Source organism: Solimonas sp. K1W22B-7 (genome assembly GCF_003428335.1).
GTDB lineage: Bacteria > Pseudomonadota > Gammaproteobacteria > Nevskiales > Nevskiaceae > Solimonas_A.
In genome coordinates, this window is the sequence record NZ_CP031704.1 from 1,019,723 (window position 1) to 1,042,175 (window position 22,453).

3 protein-coding genes are annotated in these 22,453 nt (G+C 62.8%); all 3 read left to right on the forward strand.

From position 1 onward, the window contains the following. Positions 1 to 377 precede the first annotated feature (377 nt). Positions 378 to 758, forward strand: coding sequence for a hypothetical protein (locus tag D0B54_RS04855; protein WP_117289718.1), 381 nt, complete (start codon positions 378 to 380; stop codon positions 756 to 758). 533 nt (positions 759 to 1,291) lie between these two features. Then, the gene (locus D0B54_RS04860; RefSeq protein WP_117289720.1) at positions 1,292 to 21,145 is read left to right on the forward strand and encodes a PA14 domain-containing protein; all 19,854 of its coding nucleotides are present in this window, start codon (positions 1,292 to 1,294) and stop codon (positions 21,143 to 21,145) included. Next, positions 21,142 to 21,603 carry a hypothetical protein gene (locus tag D0B54_RS24165; protein ID WP_162932214.1) on the forward strand — a complete coding sequence of 154 codons (462 nt, stop codon included), beginning with the start codon at positions 21,142 to 21,144 and terminating at the stop codon, positions 21,601 to 21,603. Before D0B54_RS04860 ends, D0B54_RS24165 begins: the two co-directional genes overlap by 4 nt. Positions 21,604 to 22,453: the final 850 nt, after the last annotated feature.

Here is a 22,453-nt window from a genome sequence, read left to right on the forward strand (position 1 = left end):
GATGGTTTATATCGAGGATGGGCGGAATTTGAAGAGGACCGTTGGGATCTGAGAACCATATGCACCGACGTACAGGTACCCCTGGATTTATTCGAGGTTTTTTTTAACAGCATGGGGTTGTCGGATCAGTTGATGCTTTTGACATATCCCGACCGAGGGCGGCCCTCGTGGATTCCTCGGAGCGAGATGTAGACCCGTGGAAAGAAAGGGAAAAGGGGTCGGAGTCTGAGCTTTCCCCTCATATCCCACGCTGAAGGCTCTTTCCCTTCAGATAGTTAGAGAGTAGCTTCACGGCAAAACGGCACCTGTCAGTGCGTGCATGGCAGGGCTTGTATCTCTGGTGATGAGCGCCAACTCGTCATCAGGGAGTTCCTGCCATGCACGCGACCGCCGTATTGCAGAAGCTGTTACGCCGTTCGATTCCCGGTCTTCATCTGAAGCGCCTCACCACGCTGGTGGCCATGGTGGGCTCGGCCCTGCAGGGCGGCCGGCTGACGCTGTCGGCACTGGGCCGTAGCCTGGGCGGGGCCTGCGCGGTTCGCCATCGCATCAAGCGCGTCGATCGGTTGCTGGGCAACTCGCATCTGCATCAGGACCGTCTGCTGTTCTATCGTTGCTTGTGCCAGTTGCTGCTCGCGGGCCGACCTGAGCCGATCCTGATCGTGGACTGGTCTGATCTGCGGCCCGATCGCCGCTTGCAGGTCCTGCGAGCCTCGGTCTGGGTGCACGGCTTTGCGCTGACGGTCTCGAGGAGGTGAGGAAGGGAAAAGGGGTCGGAGTAAGTTAACCCGCACGCCTTTGCAAGTTCGCCCGCCCGCGAGCAGTTGCCGGTCTAAGCTGTAGGCGATCAGGATTGGGTAGCCCGGGCTGATCTCTGAGTCGGCGACCCAGCAGGGGGTGGCGGTTCCTTTCCGGGTGGTCGATTTCTCGCCTGCCGGCACTTGGGCGTTTTCATAGCCGATAACTGCAGGCTCCCGACGGGGACTCTCGCACTCCGATCGGGCCGAACTGATTCACTGGCGCACAGCCTGATGCTCCGTTTGCCTGGCGAGCAGAAAAGCCGATTCCCTTTTTTCACGCCACCGGGCTGCCGCAAGGGCAGCCCGGGATGGTTTGCTACGCCTCTCCTGGGGCATTTTCGGGCGGCCGTTAAAACTAAAATTCTTTTGTTATCAAAATCATAGTAAAAATATTCGATTTTCGACTAAACACTTTGCCGTTTTCTTCGGATCAGGTGGGGGAGCGGGCTGGATTCACGGCCCCCAGATCCACGCAGGTTCAAAGAAAACACATGGTCGCAATCGTCGGCGGTACTGGCCTTGGGCTGTTCAATTCCTCGCTGAGCCAGCTCAACGGCTTCGGCAGCACTGGCAAGGGCCAGATCGGGCAGGGTCGGGACCAGGCCTACGTCAACGCCGCCACCGGCAACCTGGTGATCCAGGGGCAGGACGACTACCTGGCGTCGCTGGGTCTGGACCTGGCCGCGATGCGCACCTACAACAGCCTCGGGCTGATGGACGGGGGCAACAACGACGGCTGGACCCTGTTCGGCAGCCGCCGGCTGGTGGCGCCCCTGCCCGCGGCGGGCGGCACCGCCAGCGTCGTCAGGATCAACGACGACGGCCACCAGGCCACGTTCGTCAACATCGGCACCGACCTGTGGCAGAGCACCGACGGCTCCGGCGCGCACGACACCCTGGCCCGCCAGGCCAACGGCACCTGGATCTATACCGAGGGCAGCAGCCGCGCCACCGAGACCTATGACGCCAATGGCCGGCTTTCCAACGCCAAGGACGCCGACGGCAACACCCAGACCTACGGCTACACCGGCAGCCTGCTGACCAGCGTCACCGACGCCTCCGGCCAGGTCACCACCCTGGCCTACGACGCCAACAACAACCTCACCTCGATCCAGACCAGCAGCAACGGCCAGCAGGCGATCCGCGTCCGCTATGTCTACGAGACCCAGGGCAGCCTCACCCGGCTGAACAGCGTCGAGGTCGATCTGGGGAATGCCGACGACACGGTGCGCGACAGCGACACCCAGATCTTCTTCACCAAGTACGAGTACGAGAGCAGCAGTTCCAACCGCATCACCAGCCTCATTCAAGGGCGCAAGAACACGGTGGGCGGCACGCTGATCGAGACTGCGCGGCTCAATGTCGGCTACGTGGCCAGCGGCACCTACGCCGGGCGTGTGCAGACCCTCACCACCGTCACCGGCGGCACCGAGCCCAACCGCACGCTGACGTTCAACTATCTCAGCGCCACCCAGACCAGCGTTACCGACACGCTGGGCTATGTCACCACCTACACCTACGACGCCCAGAACCGCCTGACCAAGGTGGAAGCCCCGCTGGTCAGCGGCGCGAGCGCTCGCAGCACGACCCAGTACCTGTATGACGCCGACGGCAACGTCAGCCAGGTCATCACCCTTTACGAGAACGGCTCGAACCGCAGCACGAACTACACGTACAGCGGCGGCAACCTGATCAAGATCGTCGACCAGGGTGGCAACACGGTGGAGCGCAGCTACGACAGCGCCAGCCAGCAGCTCGTCTCCGAAACGGTTTATCGCACACCGGACACGGACGGTGCCGGCCCGCTGGTGGCGGCTGACCCCGTGGTCACCCGCTATCTCTACGACAGCGAGTCGCACCTGCGCTTCGTCATCACGCCCGAGGGGCGGGTCACCGAACACCGCTACAACGCCAACGGCACGCGCAGCCAGACTCGCAGCTACTACGCCCATGCCTACGGCGGCTCCATCTTCACCGATACCGAGCTGGCGAAGTGGGCGGGCGACCTGCTGGACAAGACCAAGCAGGGGCTGACCCTCTACAACTACGATTTCCGCGGAATGATCAGCTCGGTCGTGGAGTATTCGACGGTCGACATCACCGGCAACAACGGCACCACCCTTGCGACGCAGAACTTCTTCGTCTACGGCCGCTCCGGCGAGCTGCTGAAGACGGTGCAGAACAACGCGACCATGCAGTCGTTCTACGACAGCCCGAGCACCGGCAACCTGAGCGGCCAGCTGGCGGGGGTCTGGGACTTCGTCAGTGGCCAGCTGCGCGCCACCAACAAGCAGGACGCTACGGCTGCCACGCCGGTGATGACCGGCACGACCCTGCACCAGCTGAACGCCAACACTCCCACCTGGGTGTTCCAGGCCGAGCTGACCACTGGCGCCAGCAGCAATGGCCGCGAGACCGCCCTGGGCATCTCCAACAATGTCGACAGTGTGACCGCTGCCGCCGACTACCGGCGCCACCTGGCCCTGTTCTCCAGCGACCGGATCAAGGCCGTGTTCAACACCGGAACGGGCGACCAGGTGGTCGACCTCGGATTCGCAAAAGACAACGTCACCTACGTGGTGGAGGTGGTCCGTACGACCACCGAGTCCAAGCTGTATGTCTACGAGAGGGGCAGGAGCCGCGAAGGCGCCGGCGCCTTCGTTCATACGGTCGCGCTGACCGCCGGCGCTACCGCCGGCTGGGACCAGGTCAAGTGGAACCTGTACACGGTGGTCAATTCGGCCAAATCTGGCACCACCTGCCTCATCGACAACATGGGGGTGTTCACCCGCCTGACGCAGACGTCGCTCGCCGGCGCGGCGGTGACCACCTACCTGTATGACGGCCTGGGCCGCGTCATTTCGAACACCGATGCCATCGGCCGTACGGCCATCACCGACTACCAGGACGCCGGCAACACGGTCGTCGTCGCCATGCAGGGCGGCTCGGCGCCCAGAAGCACCTATCTGACGACCAGCACCGTCTTCAACAAGGCCGGCGACGTCGTGCAGACGATCCAGACCGGCGCCAACATCGCTACGACGACCACGGCCTACGACTACGACAGCAACGGTCGCCTGCGCATGGTGACCGATGCCAGCCTCGGGCGCACCCACTACCTCTACGACGAGCGCGGCTGGAAGATCGCGGAAGTCAGCGCAGACATGGCGCTGACCGAATACACCTACAACCTGGCCGGTCAGCTGCTGAAGACCATCCGCTACGCCAACCGTGTCACCGCCGCGCTGGTCGATGGCAACGGCGAGCCAGTGGCATTCACGCTGGCCACGACCGGCGTCAGGACTGCGGATGCCAACAACGACCGCAGCACCGAAAGGGTCTACAACCCTGCCGGGCAGCTGGTCTACCTGATCGACGCCGATCGTTTTGTCACCGAAATGGTCTACGACGGCGCCGGCCGCGTCACGGCGACCATCGTGTACGACAACGTCCTGCCGGGCAGCGCCAACAGCTGGAGCCTGATCCGCACCGACCGCCAGCTGGCCGTCAACCGCGACGACACGGCCAACCGCTTCACCCGCAGCTTCTACGACAAGGATGGCCTGCTGGCCGGCACCCTCGATGCCGAGGGCTGCCTCGTGGAGCGTGAATACGACAAGGCCGGCAACATGGTGCGGCAGACCGCCTATGCCCTGCAGTTGCCGGTGCTCTCCGTCGACCTCCGCACGCTGACCGATCTCAAGACTCTTGCCCTGGCCGCCGCGACCGAAGTGGCCGCGAAGAACCAGACCAGCTACATGCTGTACGACGGCATGAACCGCCTGATCGCCGCGATCGATCCGGAAGGCTACCTGTCGGAATACTTCTACGATCGCGCCAACAACAAGAGCGAAGAGCGCCGTTACAGCCGCCCGGTGGTCTACGCCGCCAGCAAGTCGGTGGCGGACTACCGCACCGAGGCGCGCGCCCCGGTGCTGGCGGAGCCCACGACCGCCCTGCGGCTCTATTACGCCCGCCAGGTCTACGTCTACGATGCCGCGAACCGTGTGACGAGCGAAGATGGCTTCTACTACACCATCAACGCCTCCAACGTGGATGCGTCGAACCGGATCGCGACGACTGTCTACCAGTACAACACCCAATACGGATATCTGGAAAAGCTGACCCTGGCGGCGGATGCGGTGGTCGCCACGACCGAACAGCGCTCCACCACGCGTGAGTACGATGCCCTGGGTCGTGTGAAACGCGAGCTCGGAGGCATCGGCAGCTACGTGCTGTCGCAGCTGGCCCCCACCGCCACCCTGATCGAACGCGAGGCCGTCTGGACCCAGTACGCCACCAAGTACACCTACGACGCGCTGGGACGCCGCATCAGCGCGACCGATCCCAACGGCAAGACCACCGTCTACTACTACGATGCGGTCGGCCGCCTGCGCTACGCGATCAACGCGGCAGGCGAGGTTTCGGAAACCACCTATACCGCATTCGGCGAGGTGGACAAGACTACCCGGTACGCCCAGCGTATCGTGCTGGTCAATGGCAGCGGCGTGCGCGACATCGTCGGCGGCCTGCAGACGGACAGCGTCCTGACCTCGCGCCTGGCGTCGCTGGTAACGGACACGAACAACCGCGTCGCCGACCTGGACTACAACAAGCGTGGCCTGCTGTCGAAGAAGACCGACGCCTTCGGCTTCATCACCGACCTGATCTACAACAGCTTCGGGCAGAAGAGCACCGTCACCACCGATCTGGCCCGAACCTCTACCCTGATCCGGCGCGCCGACAGCTGGACCTATGACCGCCGCGGCGCCCAGATTGGCAGCGTGGTGGACAGTTCCAGCGGTCTTGCCATCGGCGAAACACTGGGCTACGACGCCTTCGGGCGTGTCGTCTCCCGGACCGACGCCCTCGGCCGGGTCTGGAAGACCGAATACGACAAGCTTGGCCGGGCGATCCAGACCCGCGATCCCTTCAACCAGGGCGTTCTGACCACCTACGACGCCTTCAGCCGGGTGCTCACCCAGACCAATGCGCTGAACCAGGCCACCAGCTATACCTATGATGCGCGTGGCAAGACGGTCACCGTCGTTACGCCCGAGGGAGTCAGCACGCGCAGCAACTATGACCGGCACGATGTTCTCTACAAGTCGGAGCTGCTCAACAACGGCGTCTGGGATGCGACCGTCTACACCTACGACCGCGATGGCCGGCTGACCCAGGCTACCGATCCCAATACGCTCATCGAGAAGACCGAGTTCGACGCCGGTGGCCGCGTGGCATCCACGCTCGACAAGAACAACATCCGCACCAGCTACACCTACGACGACGCCGGGCGCCTCATCGGCCGCACCGTCGACCCGGCCAGCTACACGCCTCCGGGCAGCAGCACCCCCATCATCAAGGCCAATGCGCTGAACCTGGTGACGGCTTACGAGTACGACGCATTCGGGCAGACGATCCGCACCACGGATCCGCTTAATGTGGTGACCGAGACCCAGTTCGACAAGGAAGGCCGCGTCACCAAGGTCATCACCGATTTCGGCAGCCAGAAGATGGCCAGCTTCTATTCCTACGGCTACTACGATTCCGGTCGTACGATGGTGACCGTGGAAGAAGGGCGGCTCGGAACCTTCGACGGTACCAATTGGAACTTCGGCGTCGCCTTGCGCACCACCGTCAAGGCCTACGACAAGGCCGGCCGCCTCTCGCGCGAGATCGTCGATGCCGGCAGCGGCACCAATCCGCTGACGGGCCAGGCCTACCGTGCGCTCGTCACCGACTACGCCTACGACAAGAACAACAACCTGGTCTACAGGCGCGACCCCCAGGGCTCGTACTGGCGCTCGGTCTATGACGAGGCCAATCGCAAGACCTTCGACGTCGATGCGATGGGTGGCGTCACCGAATACCGCTACGACGTCGCGGGCCGCCTGGCCGAGACCATCCGCCGCGCGGACCGCGTCGACCTTGCCGGTATGCCCCTGGTCATCGGCACCGACGCGCTGCGCTACGGCACGCGGCTCTGGTCCGGCGACCTGGCGGATACCGTCGGCCTGACGATCCCCCCCAGCCAGACCGCGGTCGCGCAGGATTACCTGGGCGCGCGGCTGACGCTGACGGCCCAGGCCGTGAATCATGTCGGCACCATCGCCTACGGCACGCGCAACCACCAGATCGCGGATCACGGCAAGGTCGCGTACCGCGCCGAGATCACCGTGGCCGCCTCCACTTCAGGTGAGTACTACGCCGGTGCCGAGCAGCTTGGCGCGCGCGCTCACCTGGCGATGTTCACCGGCAACACCATCAAGGCCTATCGCTACACCGGCAGCACCAGCCAGGAAGTGACCCTGGGCACTCTGGAGTTCGGCGTCGCCTACGTGGTGGAGGTGGAGGTATCGGCCGGCGGAAGCCAGCTGTACATCTACAAGAAGGGGCAGTCCCGCAGCAGCGGTTTCAGTGACAGCCTGAGCGTCACCTGGGCCTCCGCGCAGATGCGGGTCGGAGTCGTTGGCAATCTCAGCAGCCTGGGCGAGAAGGCCTATGTCGACAACCTGTCGGAGTATCGCGTCTACAACGACGCCGCGCCACAGGATCGCCACGAGCGTCGCATCTACGATCGCGACGGGCGCCTGATGTACCAGATCGATGCTCAAAACTACGTCACCAAGTCGGAGTACGACACCGCTGGCCGCGTGATCAAGACCACGCGCTATGCCACGCCGGTGGTCCTGGCCTCCACGGCCGCCGTCAGCACCCTCACGCAGGTCGAAGCCCTGCTGCTGCCGGCGGGTACCGGCGAGTTCGATGTGGTCGAGAGCTACACCTTCGACAAGGGCGGCCGTCTCACCAAGACGACCGACGCCAACGCGTTCATCACCACCAACGGCTACGACAGCGTCGGCCGGCTCACCTCCACCGTCGACAGGTATGGCACCCGCACGACCTTCACCTACGATGCCGCGGGCCGCCTGACGACCCGCGTCGTCGATCAGGGTTCGGGCATCAACCCGATCACGCGGCAGGCCTATCTCAATCTCACGACCCGCTACGAGTACGACGCGGCCGGCAACCAGACCAAGCTGACCAACGCCGCCAATGCCATCACAGAGATGGCCTACGACAGTCTTGGGCGCCTGACCAGCATGGTGGTCGACACCGCCGACAAGAAGCTGGCCACGGTCTACACCTACGACAACCTGGGCAGGAGCAAGACCGTCTCCGAGGGCATACAGGCGACCGGCAGCAGCGGCGCATGGAACATCAGCGCCGCCCCGGCGCGGATCACGGCGTATCTCTACGACGGCGCCGGCTGGCTCGTCAGCCAGACCGTCGATGCCGGTAGCGGCACCAATCCGGCGACGGGCGTGGCCTACCTGAACCTGGTCACCCAGTACAGCTACGACAAGCTGGGCAACGCCTTCCGCAAGACCGATGCCACCAGCAAGGTCTGGAGCTACGCCTACGACGAACTGGGCCGCAAGGTCTTCGACGTCGATCCGCTGGGCAGCCTCACTGAATACCGCTACGACAACTGGGGCCGTCTCACCGACACGCTGCGCTATGCCGAGCGCATCACGCTACCTTCGTCGATCACCCCGGACACCATCCGCCATGCAGTGTCTTCGACGGTCTGGAGCAACGACCTCGCCACCAACACCAATGGCCTGGACCTGACCTACGCCGGTACCGCCTTCGTCCACGAAAGCAACCGCCTGACGGCGATCAGCCGCCCCGGTGCCACCCAGAACAGCGTGCAGGCCGCGACCGACGTTGCGATCTCGGCCACCGACAAGGTGCTCATCCGCGGCACCCTGCAGCTGACCGCCATCCCGGCCGGCAGCTACATGCTCGGCGCATTGGGTGGCAACATCCACGCCGCCCACATCAGTGGAGACCGCGTGTACGCCGCGCGCTTCACTGGCAGCGGATCGGTCCAGATCGTGGAACTCGGCGTGGCCGAGACCGGTGCAACCTACGTGGTGGAGGTGGAGCTGACCGCCACTTCCAGCACCCTGTACGTCTACAAGTCCGGGCAGGCCCGCAGCAGTGGCTACAGCAACGTGCTGCAGACCAGCTGGAGCAGCGCCAGGCTGAGGCTGGATGTCTGGAACAGCACCAATGGTGCGGACCAGACGGCCTATTTCGACAACCTGAGCCAGGCCAGGCTGATCGACACTGATGCGTCCCAGCATATCCGCGAGCGCAGCGTCTACGACAAGGAAGGCCGCAAGCTTTACGACGTCGACGCCTTCGGCCAGGTCACGGAATACCGCTACGACGCCGGCGATCGCGTCAAGGAAGTCCGCCGCTACGTCAACCCGGTGGCCCCGGCGGCGGTTTCCGCGGCGCCGACCGCCGCTGCGGTGGCACAGCTGGTGAGTGCGCAGAACCCGGCAACCACCGGCCCCAGCGCACCCCGGGTCACGGTCTACACCTACGACGCGGCCGGGCAGGTCGAGAGCGAAACGATCGACCCGACCGGCGCCGCGCCCATTCGTACCGAGTACGGCTACAACAAGAACGGCAACCTGGCTTCGAAGCGTGACGCCAACGGCAATGTCTGGCGCTACGTCTACGACGCCGCGGGCCGCAAGGTCTACGACATCGACCCGCTCGGCGGCCTGGTGGAGTACCGCTACGACGCCATGGACCGGCTGGTGCTCACCACACGCCACGTCGAGGCGATCGATCTCAACGGCATGCCCGACGAGATGACGATGGACATGGTGCGCTACGCGGCCGCCAGCCGGCTGTGGAGCAGCTCCCTGACTGGGGATAGCCAAGGGCTGGACATCACTCCTCCCGGCCCGGCGCTGGTGTACGACGCGGTCGGCGGCCGTCTTGCGCTGACCAGTCAGCCCGCCGCCGATGTGTTGACCATTGCCTATGGCACCCGCCCGCACAATATCGCCGCGCTCGGCACCGTGGTGTTCAAGGCCGAGATTCAGGTCGAAAGCTCCACGGCCGGCTCCTTCTACGTGGGCGCCGAGCAGCCCGGTGGCAACCGCGTGCACCTGGCTCAGTTCACCGGTGACCGCATCAAGGTTTATCGCTACAACGGCAGCAACAGCTCCGCTGCCGATCTCGGCGCAGTGGAGTTTGGCGCTATCTACGTGGTGGAGGTGGAGGTTACCGCCTCCGGCACCCAGCTCAGCATCTACAAGAAGGGCCAGCCGCGCAGCAGCGGTTTCACCGACGCGTTCACCGCCACCTGGACCACCGCTCGCTCGCGCATACAGACGCTCTCGACAGCTACCAGCGCCAACCAGCACGCCTACGTCGACAACCTGGCCGAGTACGTGCCCGCGGTGCAGAACGCCAGCGACCGCATGACGCGCAAGGTCTATGACGGCGCCGGTCGCGAGGTCTACAGCATCGACGAGTTGGGCTACGTCACGGAATCGCGCTACCGCGGCGATGGGCTGCTGAAGGAAACCCGCCGCTACGACGCACCTATCGGCCTGCCCACCCCGGGGTCGCTCCTGACCCTCACGGGCGTGACCACCGCCCTGGCCACGGCCCAGAACGCGGCGCCCGATGTCACCGCCTATGACTACGACGGGGCGGGGCGCCTCATCAAGCGTACCGACGCCAACGGCTACTTCAGCCTGACGACCTACGACAAGGAAGGGCGCGTCCTCACGAGCACCGCCCGCAACGGCGTCCGTACCGACTTCACCTATGACGCCAACGGCCGTCAGCTGACCCAGGTCACCGACGCCGGCAGCGGCACCTCGTCCGTCACGGGGCAGGCCTTCCTCAACCTGACCACCCGCTACGAGTACGACAACTTCGGCCGGCAGTTCCGCACCATCGACCCGCTGAACGTGGTGACCGAAAGGGTCTACGACAAGCTGGATCGCGTCACCTCGCAGATCGCGGACACGGCGGGCAAGAAGGTCGCCACAGCCTACGAGTACAACCGCTTCGGCGAGCGTCGCCGCCTGCGCGAAGGCGTGGCCGCGGTCCTGGATTCCACGGGCTGGAACGTCACCCCCCCGGCCCTGCGCCTCACCGACTACGACTACGACTCGGCCGGCCGCATGATCAGCGAGACCGTCGATTCGCTGGGCTCGCTGCAGATCAAGACCGAGTACGGCTACGACAAGCTGGGCAACCTGGTCTCCCGCAAGGACGCCAACCTCAAGACCTGGATCACCGCCTACGACGAAACCGGCCGCAAGACGCACGATGTCGATCCCCAGGGCGGCGTAACCGAGTACCGCTACGACAGCTTTGGCCAGCTTGCGGAAACCCTGCGCTACGCCGAGCGTATCGTCGTGCCCGCGCCGACCACGGCAGACGGCCTGCGCCGCGCCGCCATCGCCGCCGCCCTGTTGTCCAACAACCTCAACGCCAACACCATCGGCCTCGACCTGGCTTATGCCAACGGCGTCATCGTCCGCCAGAACAACAGGCTTGAGCTGACCAGCAGCACCACCGCCGCCGGCAGCGTCGATGGAGCGGTGCTGCGCAGCATCGTCGCTACCGAGAGGCTGGCCATCCGCGGCACCGTGCAAGCGCCTGTCAGTGGCACCGGTGCCTTCCTGCTCGGCGCCACCGGCACCAATGGTCATGCCGCCTCGTTCTCGAACGGCCGCATCTACGCCTACCGTTACCCCGCAGGCGGCCCGGCCGAGTTCATCGACATGGGCGCGCTCGAAGCCGGCGCCACCTACGTGGTCGAGGTGGACGTCGGCAGCGCCGGCAGCACCCTGTATGTCTACAAGGCAGGCCAGCCGCGCAGCAGCGGCTACACCGACGTGCTCCAAAAGGCCTGGAGCAGTGCCAGGGTCCGTACGGAAACTTATGCGTCGTCCGGCGCACTGGGCGAGAAGGCCTACGTCGACGACATCAGCGAGACCCGCATCCTCAGCGATGCATCGCCGCTGACCAGCCACGAGCGCTACGTCTACAACCAGGCGGGCCGCCCGGTCTACAAGATCGACGCCCTCGGCTACGTCACCGAGTCCAAGTTCGACGGCGCCGGCCGCGTGGTCGAGACCATCGGCTATACCCAGCCGATAAATGTCGCCAGCATCGTCGGTGGGCTGACGCCCTTGTCTGTGGGCACCGCCGTTTCAACCGCGAATCCGGCACTGGAACTGGCCAAGAGCCACGTCACCACCCTGGTCTATGATGCCGACGGGCGACTGGTGTACCAGATCGACGCGCTGAACCAGGTCACCGAGTTCCGTTACGACAAGGAAGGCCGCCAGATCGACACGCTGCGCTACGCGCAGCCGATCAGCATCACGGGCCTGCCCGACATCATGACCCCCGACCAGGTGCGCTACGCGCTGGTCACGGCCGTACGCAGCAGCGACTTCGGCAGCAACAGCGCGCCAATCAACCTGACCGGCACCGGCATGTCGTGGGCGAGCGGGCGTATTGTCATGACGGCCAACGCGGCTGCCGCCCCCGGTGCGGCGGACGGTCCGGCCAATGCTGTCGGGGCTTCCGATCGCCTGATCATCGGTGGCGAGCTGACCGTGACCAACCCCACCGGTCCGGGGCTGTTCCAGTTCGGCGCCATGGGCAACGATGGCCGCTATCACCTGGCGACCATCACTGGCAACACGCTCAGCGTGCGGACCTCCACCGGTATCGGTGCTCCGGTCGAGACTGTCCTGGGCACCGTCGATGTTGGTGTGGCCTACGAGGTGGAGGTCGACATCACCGCCTCCGGTAGCCGCATCAACATCTACAAGACGGGATATCCGCGCAGTAGCGGCTACACCCACAGCTTCAGCACGGGGTGGACCAGCGCTTCCGCCAGGCTGCAACTCACCGCCGCCGCCAATAGTGCAGGTGAGAAGGTCAACTTCGACAACCTGGTGGAATACCGCACGCTGGCCGATACCAACGCGGAAACGCGCCGCACGCGCACGGTCTATGACGGTGCCGGTCGCAAGGTCTACGACATCGACGCCTTGGGCTACGTGACGCAGACGCGTTACGACGCCGCGGGCCGTGTCAGCGAAACCATCCGGCATACCACGGCGGTCAACCACGCCAGCCTGGCCGCCGCGCCCAAGGCGCTGGACATCGCCAACCTGCTGCCCACCCTGGCGACATGGTCCCAGGACTTCTCTGTCGACACGGCCGGTCTCACGCTGACGCCGGGCACCGGCGCTCTCGACCTGGTCGATGGGCGCCTGCGGATGACGGTCAACTCCAGCCCCGGTTTGGGCACGACGGTATACGGACAGTACACCACAGCCACTACGGCAACCCGTATTTATCGAGCCGAAGTCCAGGCCACGCCCGTGGGTTCCTCCAGTGGTTTCTATGCGGGTGTGGGCAACGACCCTGCGACGGCGCCCATGAGCGCTCTCCGCATGCTCTACGCCCGGTTCGTGGACGGCAAGGTGTACGCCTACTCATACGGCGCAACCTACGATGTGATCGAGTTGGGGCAGACGAGCAGCGACACGGTCTACGTGGTGGAGACGGCTGTGACCGCTGCCGGCGCCACGCTCTGGGTCTACAAAAAGGGCGAGTCGCGGTCGGCCGGCTACAGCTTTACCCAGACCGTCGCCTGGGACAAGGCGCGGTTCGGCATGCTTTCGCTGGGCGCGCCCAGCACCACTTCGCCCGTTGCCTACCTCGACAACCTGTCCGAAGGCCTCGACGGTATCGGCCAGCGTACGCAGTACGCCTACGACAGCCTCGGAAACGTCATATCCACCACCGACGCGGAAGGCGGGGTGGAGAGTTACGAATACAACGAGCTTGGCAACCGCACCAAGCTGATCAACAAGAAGGGCGATGCCTGGGACTATGGCTACGACGCTGCCGGGCGCATGACTTATGAGTATGCGCCGGAAACCGTCATCAGCACCCGCAAGACCAACAAGCAGGGCCTCCGCGTCACCTACTACGACAACAGCGACTTCACCGGATTCTCCAAGTCTGATGACTGGACACGTCCAGTGGACTTCAACTGGACGGGAGCACCGACCGATTCGGCTGGAGCACCGATCGCTGGAATCGATGCCGACAGCTTCAGTGCGCGGATGAGCGGTGAGCTCCAGGTCGATGTGCCGGGCAACTACAACTTCTACATGGCAGCCGATGCCGGCTACCGGCTGTACATCGATGGCAAGCTGGTGGTGGGCGAATGGAACGAGCAGCCCTGGGCCCTCGACACGGCTTGGGAGCAGATCAACCTTACGGCAGGCCGCCATCGCTTCGTCCTGGAGTATTTCGACGTTGCAGGCAGTGCCCGCCTGGCGCTTTCGTGGGAGGGGCCGGGCATGTCCTCGGCGCAGAACATCCCCGCGAGCCAGTTCTTCCAGTCCACCCTGGAAGAAGTCAGCATCCGTGTCACCACGAAGATCGACTACGACAACCTGGGCAATGTCATCGCTAGGACCGAAGCCCTCGGGACGGCCGAGCAGCGCAAGACTGAGTTCAAATACGACGCCTTGGGACGCCAGATCCGCACGGTCTTGCCGCAGGTGGGTGTCGCCAATGTCTTTGGGGCAGCCTACGGCCGAAACGAGACCGTTTCCGCCCAGCAGACCCAGGTGTTCTACGACGCCCAGGGCCGTGCGGTGGCCAGCCGCGATCAGGCCGGCAACTACAGCTACAAAATCTACGACCTGCTCGGGCGGGTCAGTCTCGAGATCGACGAAGAGCGTTACGTCACCCGCTACGAGTACGACGCCTTCGGTGCCGTGACCCGCACCACCCGGTACAAGCAGCGCATCGACCAGGAGGCTGGCGATGCCGTTAATCTGCCGCTATGGAAAAGAGAGGATGACGCCGATCTGCTTGCGGTGGATACCGACGCATGGCGCAATGCCGTGCTTGCGACCCAGGCCTTGGCCGCAAGCCTGGCAAGCCTGTCGGGCCAGAGCGCTGGCTTGCTGGCCACCTACTACTCCAACAGCGATTTTTCGGGGGCCCAGTACCAGAGAATCGAGGCGGGTATCAATCCCGTCAACGAGCCCATCTCGGGAATGGGTACGGATGGATATGCCGCTGTCTGGGAAGGCAGCTGGGAAGTCACCCAGGCCGGATCGCATGAATTCCAGCTTGGTACCTTCAATGATGACCAGTGCCAGCTGTACATCGATGGAGTGCTGAGGCTTCCCTATACGGGGGGGCTCATCATTTCCCTGGCTGCGGGCCGGCATCAGTTCCGGCTGGTATTCCAGCATGTCACCCAGGATTCGGTGCCATCGCTGTCGGTGACCCTGAAGGCCCCGGGCGACATCGCCCGCCCGTTCTTCTCCAGCTTTGTGAACGGATTGGCTCCGGCGGATAGCCGCACGATCACCACCGAGTACGACAAGCTGGGACGGAAGTTCCGGACCACCCAGCCGCTGACCGACTACTACAACATCGGCACCGACACCGCCGGCCTGGCGACGCCGATAACCGAATACGGCTACAACCGCTTCGGAGACCTCACCAGCCAGCGCTCCACTCGCAACGGTCCCGCCGATTGGGTGACCACGTATTTCGGCTACGACAAGAACGGCAACCAGGTCCACCAGGTGGACCCCATGGGCTATTACACCAAGCAGGATTTCGACGCCTTTGGCCGACTGGTCCGCCGTCAGGAATACGCTCTTGCATTGGCGACCGTTCCCACCTCCCTGCCGGATTTCGCCAATTTCACGCCGCCGAATCCGCTCGACCCGTCGGCCAATAGCGACAAGGGCTACGACCGTATCACCCGCTATGTATACGACCGCCTGGATCGAAAGACCGAGGAGTGGCTGGTGCGGCCCAAGACCAGCACCTCCAGTACCTTCACCGCCCCGCCTGAGTCCTATGCTGACGTTCGCAGCAGCCGCATCGGCTACGACGCACTCGGTAACGTCCTGAACTCGATGGACGCCATGGGGGCCATCACGACCAATGTGTACGACAAGCTGGGACGCCTCGTGCGTACAGTGCTGCCGTATCGCTCGAGCGGTTCGCTCGCGGGCGTGGTCGGCTACCACACGCCGGTGATCGAGTACGACTACGATGCCCTGGGCAATCGTGTGCTTGAAGCGCGTCGCGCCAACGATGTCGGCACCGACGTCATCAACGACCAAGTCATGGAGCTGCGCTATGACGCGCTAGGCCGCACGATCGAGGTCATCAATGCCAACGGTTTCAGCGAGTACTACAGCTACAACGCCTTCGGCGCGCTGGCCAAGACCTGGAACTGGCAGACCGACGTCATGGGTGGCACCGGCTTCTCTCAGCGCACCGATGCCAGCACCTACGATCGGCTGGGTCGCGAGACCGCCACCAGCTACCTCCTGGAAGGTTCCTGGCAGGGATGGGGCTCCTATCGCAACATCCGGATGCATTACAACGCCTTCGGGGAAATGGTCTCCAAGGGCGTGGAAGACGGTCACGAGGAGTACTACCTCTACGATGCCGCCGGACGCGTAAGGCAGAGCAATGCCGAAGGTGGTGCCCCGAAGGTATATCGATACGACCTGCTCGGGCAGGTGGTGCGCACTGAGGCTCCTCCCGCGGGCAGCTGGACGCCGGACATGGTCACGGAGTATCAGCGCGACGCGCTCGGCCGCGTGACGCTACGTACGGATCCTGGGCTGGTGCTGAATTACTACGGTGCAGAGAGCGATCCCCGAACGTCGCCTACGGTGACGCAGACCTTCGACCGCTGGGGCAATGCCCTGAAGGTGACCGACGCGCGGAGCTATACCACCGAGTATCGATACAACCACCTGAACAAGATCACCTATCAGAAGCTACCGGCCGGCAAAGCCGTCCTTTCCGGAACAGCCGTCACCAATAACTACGCGCCTGAGACTTATATTTACTACGACGCGGTCGGCCGTCAGGTCGTCGTTCAAGATGCACGCCAGAATGTTACCTCGGTGTCCTATGACAAGGCCGGCCAGGTGGTGTGGGAATACGATGCCTACGGCAATGCCAAGCGCCATTGGTATGACGCCTTCGGCAACGAAATCGCGAGAAAAGATGAGAACAGCAATGTACTGCTTTCCACTTACGATCGGCTGAACCAGTTGCGCCGTACCGATTTGCAGGGGTCATCCAGTACCCCGCTGTCATTGCCGTTCTACGATATCTACGACTACGACGAGTCCGGCAACCGCGTCAGCAACACCAATGCGGCCGGCGAAATCACCCGCGACCGTTACGACGCCCATGGCCGCATCGTCAAGCACTGGACACCGCTGAGCTACGCACTGAACGACGACAGCTTATCCAGTCGCTACATCTACGACACGCTAGGCAACAAGGCTGCGGAGTACGACGCCAACGGCATGTACAACGGTTGGCTTTACAACTACTTCGGCAAGGTCCTGTCTCATTCCACCTACGATGGGGCCGCCATAACCTCCGCATTCGATGATTCGACGGTGACCAACGTGTACGACAGCCAGATGCGCTTGTCGACAAAGAACACTCTTAGGAACGGCACCAGTACTACCATCTACTACCAGTACTACCAGAACGGCTGGCTCAAGCAGATCGACGATACCGGAGGCGGCAGCATCGAGGGCTACCAGTATGACCTGGCGGGCAATCGCGCTTGGGAGTACATGAACACCAAGGACATCAAGCCCGCGACTCCCACCTGGAACATACGGACGACCAACCTGGCGTATGACGAACAGAACCGGGTATATCACACCGACAGCAACCTGCAGCTGAGTGCCAACGAGCCGCAGACCGATCTCGTGCAGGACATCCTCTACGACCAGGTGGGCAACCGCATCAAGATCGGTACCACGGTAATCAGGAAGTCCAATGCGACCGACTCGCGCGATAACTGGTACGCCTACGACAACAACAATCGCATGACGCTGGCTGAGGGAGACGGCAGCACAGGCATCATCAAGGCCACGACCAGCCGAGGCGTGCAGTTGGGCTATGACGCCGCCGGAAATAGAGCCAGCGAGTACCGCTACTTTGGCAACAATTCACATACCTCGAATCGGTGGACGTACCGAACCTACCAGTATGATGCCGCCAATCGCCTTATAAATACCTGGCTCTCGTCGTTGACGTCTTCCCAGGCGCTAGGCTCCCAGCCCAAGTCCCTGGCCGATTCGCGGGAGTACGACGCAGCGGGCCGCTTGCTCCAGTACACGGAGTGGGGTGTTTTCGACTCTAGCTTCGGCCTGCTAAGGGTCAATGACGGGTACACCACCGCCCTGGGCGGACAGAATACTTTCTACAGCTACCAAGTCAGCGACTACAATGCCAACGGCTGGCTCATGAATCAGGGTACCTACAAAGGGGTGACTTCCAGTCAGGCGATCTACAATCCGCAGACCCATAGCCATTCCATTGTCTACTCGATCTCCGGAATCATCATTGAATCGGTGGTGGCCTACGGCGCCAATGTCGCCAATGACAACTTCGACTGGCACCAAAGCGTCATCACGAACCAGAGGGGATGGTACGACAAGGCCGGAAACAATCTCCGGTATGAGACGCAGTCACCGGTCTTGACCACCACAAAGTTCGAGACGACCTACACCTATCTCAATGGATACAAGGATGCGCTGATTGTCCGCAAGCAGGGCAGCAGCGAGAAGGGCCGCATCACCAATACCTACAACAATGACGGCAACCTGATCAAGCTCGTCGACAACTATGGTGCCACACGCACCTACATGGTTACGGCGGACGGCCGTATCGTTTACCGGCAGGATGCGAGCGACAAGTATCAGTTCTATTTCTTCGGCAACGACCAGCTGCTGGCTGCTGGCGGAACTTTGCTGGGACCGACCTACGACCAGAACTACCAGCCGATCTCCGAGCAGTATCCCGCCTCGGCCCCCGGCCAATACATCGCCACGAAGGACGGTGAAAGCCTGCAGAGCATAGCCGCGGCGGTCTGGGGCGATGCCAGTCTCTGGTATCTGATCGCCAGCGCCAACGGTCTGGGCAGCAGTGCCGATGTGGTTGCGGGCATGGTGTTGGAGATTCCCGCCCAGGTCACCAACGTCCACAACAACAGCGAGACCTTCAAGCCCTACAACCCGGGCGACGCCATCGGCAGCCTGCAGCCGACGCCCAAGCCGCCGAAGAAGAAATGCGGTGGCTTGTTGGCTGCGATCGTGGTGATCGTTGCGGTGGTGGTGTCGATCTGGTGCCCGATCGCCCTGGGAATGGTCTCCTGGGCGGCGGGACTCGGCGGGTGGGCGGCGGTCGGAGCCGCGGCGGCGGTGGGCGCCGTCGGTGCGGCAGCCGGCAGCGTGGCGAGCCAGCTGACCGGCATGGCGTTGGGCCTCCAGGATAGCTTCTCGTGGAGTGCTGTCGGGCGGGCGGCGGTGATTGGTGGGCTGACCGCGGGGCTGACGAAAGGGATCGGCGGTCCGCTGCTGAGCAATATCCCCCAGGGTGGTATCGGCCCCCTCAGCTATGCCGGTATGGCCCAAGGGGCCCTGAATAGCATCGTCGGCCAGGGTGTCGGCATCGCGCTCAAGCAACAGGAAAAGTTCAGTTGGTCCAGCCTGGCGGCGAGCGTCGTCATGTCGGGCATGGGCGACAAGATCAACGCCAAGCTCGGCATCAACAGCGAAAACATCTCCAATGCTTCGGTCCGAGACTTCGTGGGCGGCGCCGTGTCGGGAGTTACCAGCAGGACTATCCAGGTTGCCCTCGCAGGAAAGGGCAAGATCGACTTGTTGAATATCGCGGCGGACGCGTTCGGCAACGTCCTGGGCAACAGCATCGGCGCGACGATCGAAAAGGGTCGTGAGGATCGCAAGTGGGAGGCCTTGAAGCAGCGCGCCCAAGCGATGGGGGATGGATTGACGGCGGAGGGAATCGAGGAGGCTCGTACCTCCGGGAATTTCTCCGCCAAGCAGATTGAGCAGAAGCTGGATGATGTAGCCGCATATCGGACAGAGGTGGCGGCGCGCCCGGGGACTGCTGGAGTGGTGGACGAAGCCACCGCTTCGCCGGGCGTGACAACGGATTCCTCTGCAAGCCCGCCATCAGGTGCAGCTGCCCCGATGTCGAGTGCGCCATATACGGTCAAGAAAGGGGACACGATCACCAAGATCGCGGGCAAGGATCCCGCGAAGATCGGTCTGTTCATGGCCAGTAACGGCATGAAGAATTCGATGCTCAGGATCGGAGACGAGGTCACGATAGGCGACCTTTCGCAATACAGCGAAGACCAGATTGCCAACTTCCGGAAGTTGGGCGAGGCGGTGCTCAAGCAGGACAATGCTCGCATAGCAGCGTTGCGGGCAGAGGCCGAGCGGCAGAGCTTGGCGGCAGCGGCCGCCACGAACTCCCCTGTGGATGTCGGCGATATGAATGCCGGCGACGGAGGACTGGATCGGCAGAGTCGCCTCGCGCTGCGCAACATCGCTGCGATGGAGGCCGCCGGTCAGGCGGGTTACCAGATTGATCGCAAGGATGCCGCCTACCGCAACTCGTTAGGCCCTGCGCGAGGCGAGGCGTATGGGACGCAGCGCAGCATAGGCCAAGCGCTCGACCCTCTGCTCGAAGCTGCGCAGGAAGCGCTCCATAGGCTGCCGGGTGCCCTGGACGATGCCGGCGCGGGCTTTGCGGCCGATGGCAACATGATCATGACGGGAGTGACAGCCGCTTTCAGCGGCGTGACGCGTCTGGGTGTCGATGTCTTCAGCGGCGGGATCGGCATAGGGCGCCTGTTCACCAACGATGAGCACATGGCGGCCATGGGCCACGCGTTGATGAATCCGAGAGAGACGGTCAGCTATGGCATTGAGGCTTTTGCGAACGCCCCAAGGGATCGGAAGTTGCTGACCGTTGCCGAGTTCATAGGATTCGGTGGCGTAGATCTGCTGGCGACGGCGGGGCGAGCGACCTTGAATGTTGCTGTGGACACGGCGAGGGCAGGAAGGACCCTGGCCGGGGACCTCAATGCGGTTAGGAAGTTTGAGCTGGATTCCGCGTCGTTGGGTCTTTCTGAGGTTGATGGACTGGGGGTAGGAAGTAGAAATATTGGGGCTGAATCCATCGCTGCCCCCGCAGAGACCGTGCCGGGAATGAGCAGGCCATTCCGTCCGGTGAATCCAAAGTATCCGCCGAACCAATCGGCTTTGGAGGCAATGAATGGCTCAAAGATTCAAGGCATGGCAGATGACATCCGAGTGGTCGATTGCAGCGAAATCGCGGAATCGTTACATAGGGCAGCCAATGGAAGGGGTGCTATTCTTGAAGCGCAACCAAGCAAGCTAGGAAACCTGAATGTCTATGAAAAAGGCTCAGTGGAGCCCGGCCAGTGGTACCACCAGGTCTACACTGATGGCAGATACGTTTTTGACCCTCGCCTATCGACGGTTCCCGTGCCTAAGGGGGATTGGATGCAACACATGCGTGGCTTGAATCCGGATGGAATCACCATCACGAACAAGCCGAAGGGGCTCAGATGAGTGTGGAGCTTGCGAAAGGGGATGAAATAGCCAATCTTCTGAGAGAGGTCTGTGCCTTAGACTGGATTAGGAACTCTTTCAGTGTGGCATCCTTCCGTACAAAGGAGGGTGAAACTATTGAGGATCGGTCTACAGAGCCGCCCTATACAAGTTTTCGGCTTAGTGAAGAGAATGAGGCACAAATTAAAAAAATTGATGCTGCAATAAGTTCATATCGAGGAAGAGTTGAGTGGACTTTGGTACGGCGGGATCGTTCTCCACACATTGGGATCAATTGGGTCATATGCCCTCAGCTAACGATTGACAAGGAAGCGGAGGCAAAAAAAAACGGACTAACTGTGCAGCAGTACTTCAAGAAGTTTATGCCTGAGTTTGGTGTTCTCGCATATCAAGATATGGCTGATCTCGTGCTGGTGCTGAGCAACAGCTTGAAAGGAAAGAAAAAGGGGTCGGAGTAAAAGAAGCACGGGCTTGGAGTAGGTTAACCCGCACGCCTTCGCAAGTTCGCCCGCCCGCGAGCAGAGTTACCCGCCCAAGCTGCAGGCAGTCGGGATTTGGCAGCCCGGGCGGGCCCTTGAGTTGGCCACCCAGCAGGGTGCGGCGGTTCCTTTCCGGGTGGTCGATTTCTTGCCTGCCGGCACTCGGGCGTTTTCATCGCCGATCACTGCAGGCTCCGGGCGTTTCGCATTGGGACTGTCACACTCCGATCGGCCGAACTGATTCACCGGCGCACAGCCTGCTTCTCCATTTGCCTGGCGTGTGGCTGAGCTTTTGCGCAAACAGTGCTTCGCTCCGACGCCGAGGCGCATCGATCGCGGCACCTTCCCAGGTTGGCCTCAACGGCCCCATCCCTCGCAAATCCCCAGTCGCCACCAGCGTCTCCCGCAACATGACCTGATCGTCATCATTCAATGATGGCGGCTTGCCCCTTTCGGCAGGTTGCTTTGTGCGCGCCGATTGGCTTCAATGGCGCCCCGCGATGGGACCGGTTCGCCAAGGCCATAAAGGGCGCGATGCATTCGCGCCGGGGATAACAACAAAGCCTTGGGATGCAACTGGATCGCGCAGGGGATGGGCGCAGAAGTCATTTGACGTCGATAGGCGTCATCCGGAAATTCCTTGCAGTTTCATGACAGCAAACTCTCTGCAGTGATTCTGAGACTCAGTCCCCAGTTCAGGTGACATTTTCGGGCTTGCCGATTGTTTGTTGCCGCCTGTTGGATTCAAATGCGCAGGCCACCGTGACCGGTTTCACGCCGATGTGCATGGGGCAGGGGTGGTTTTCATACGGCGCGACGGCCTCCGATC

Bases quoted from the DNA above. Each gene is read 5' to 3' on its own strand.
- D0B54_RS04860 (WP_117289720.1), top strand. From the start codon at position 1,292: ATGGTCGCAATCGTCGGCGGTACTGGCCTTGGGCTGTTCAATTCCTCG.
- D0B54_RS24165 (WP_162932214.1), top strand. From the start codon at position 21,142: ATGAGTGTGGAGCTTGCGAAAGGGGATGAAATAGCCAATCTTCTGAGA.
- D0B54_RS04855 (WP_117289718.1), top strand. From the start codon at position 378: ATGCACGCGACCGCCGTATTGCAGAAGCTGTTACGCCGTTCGATTCCC.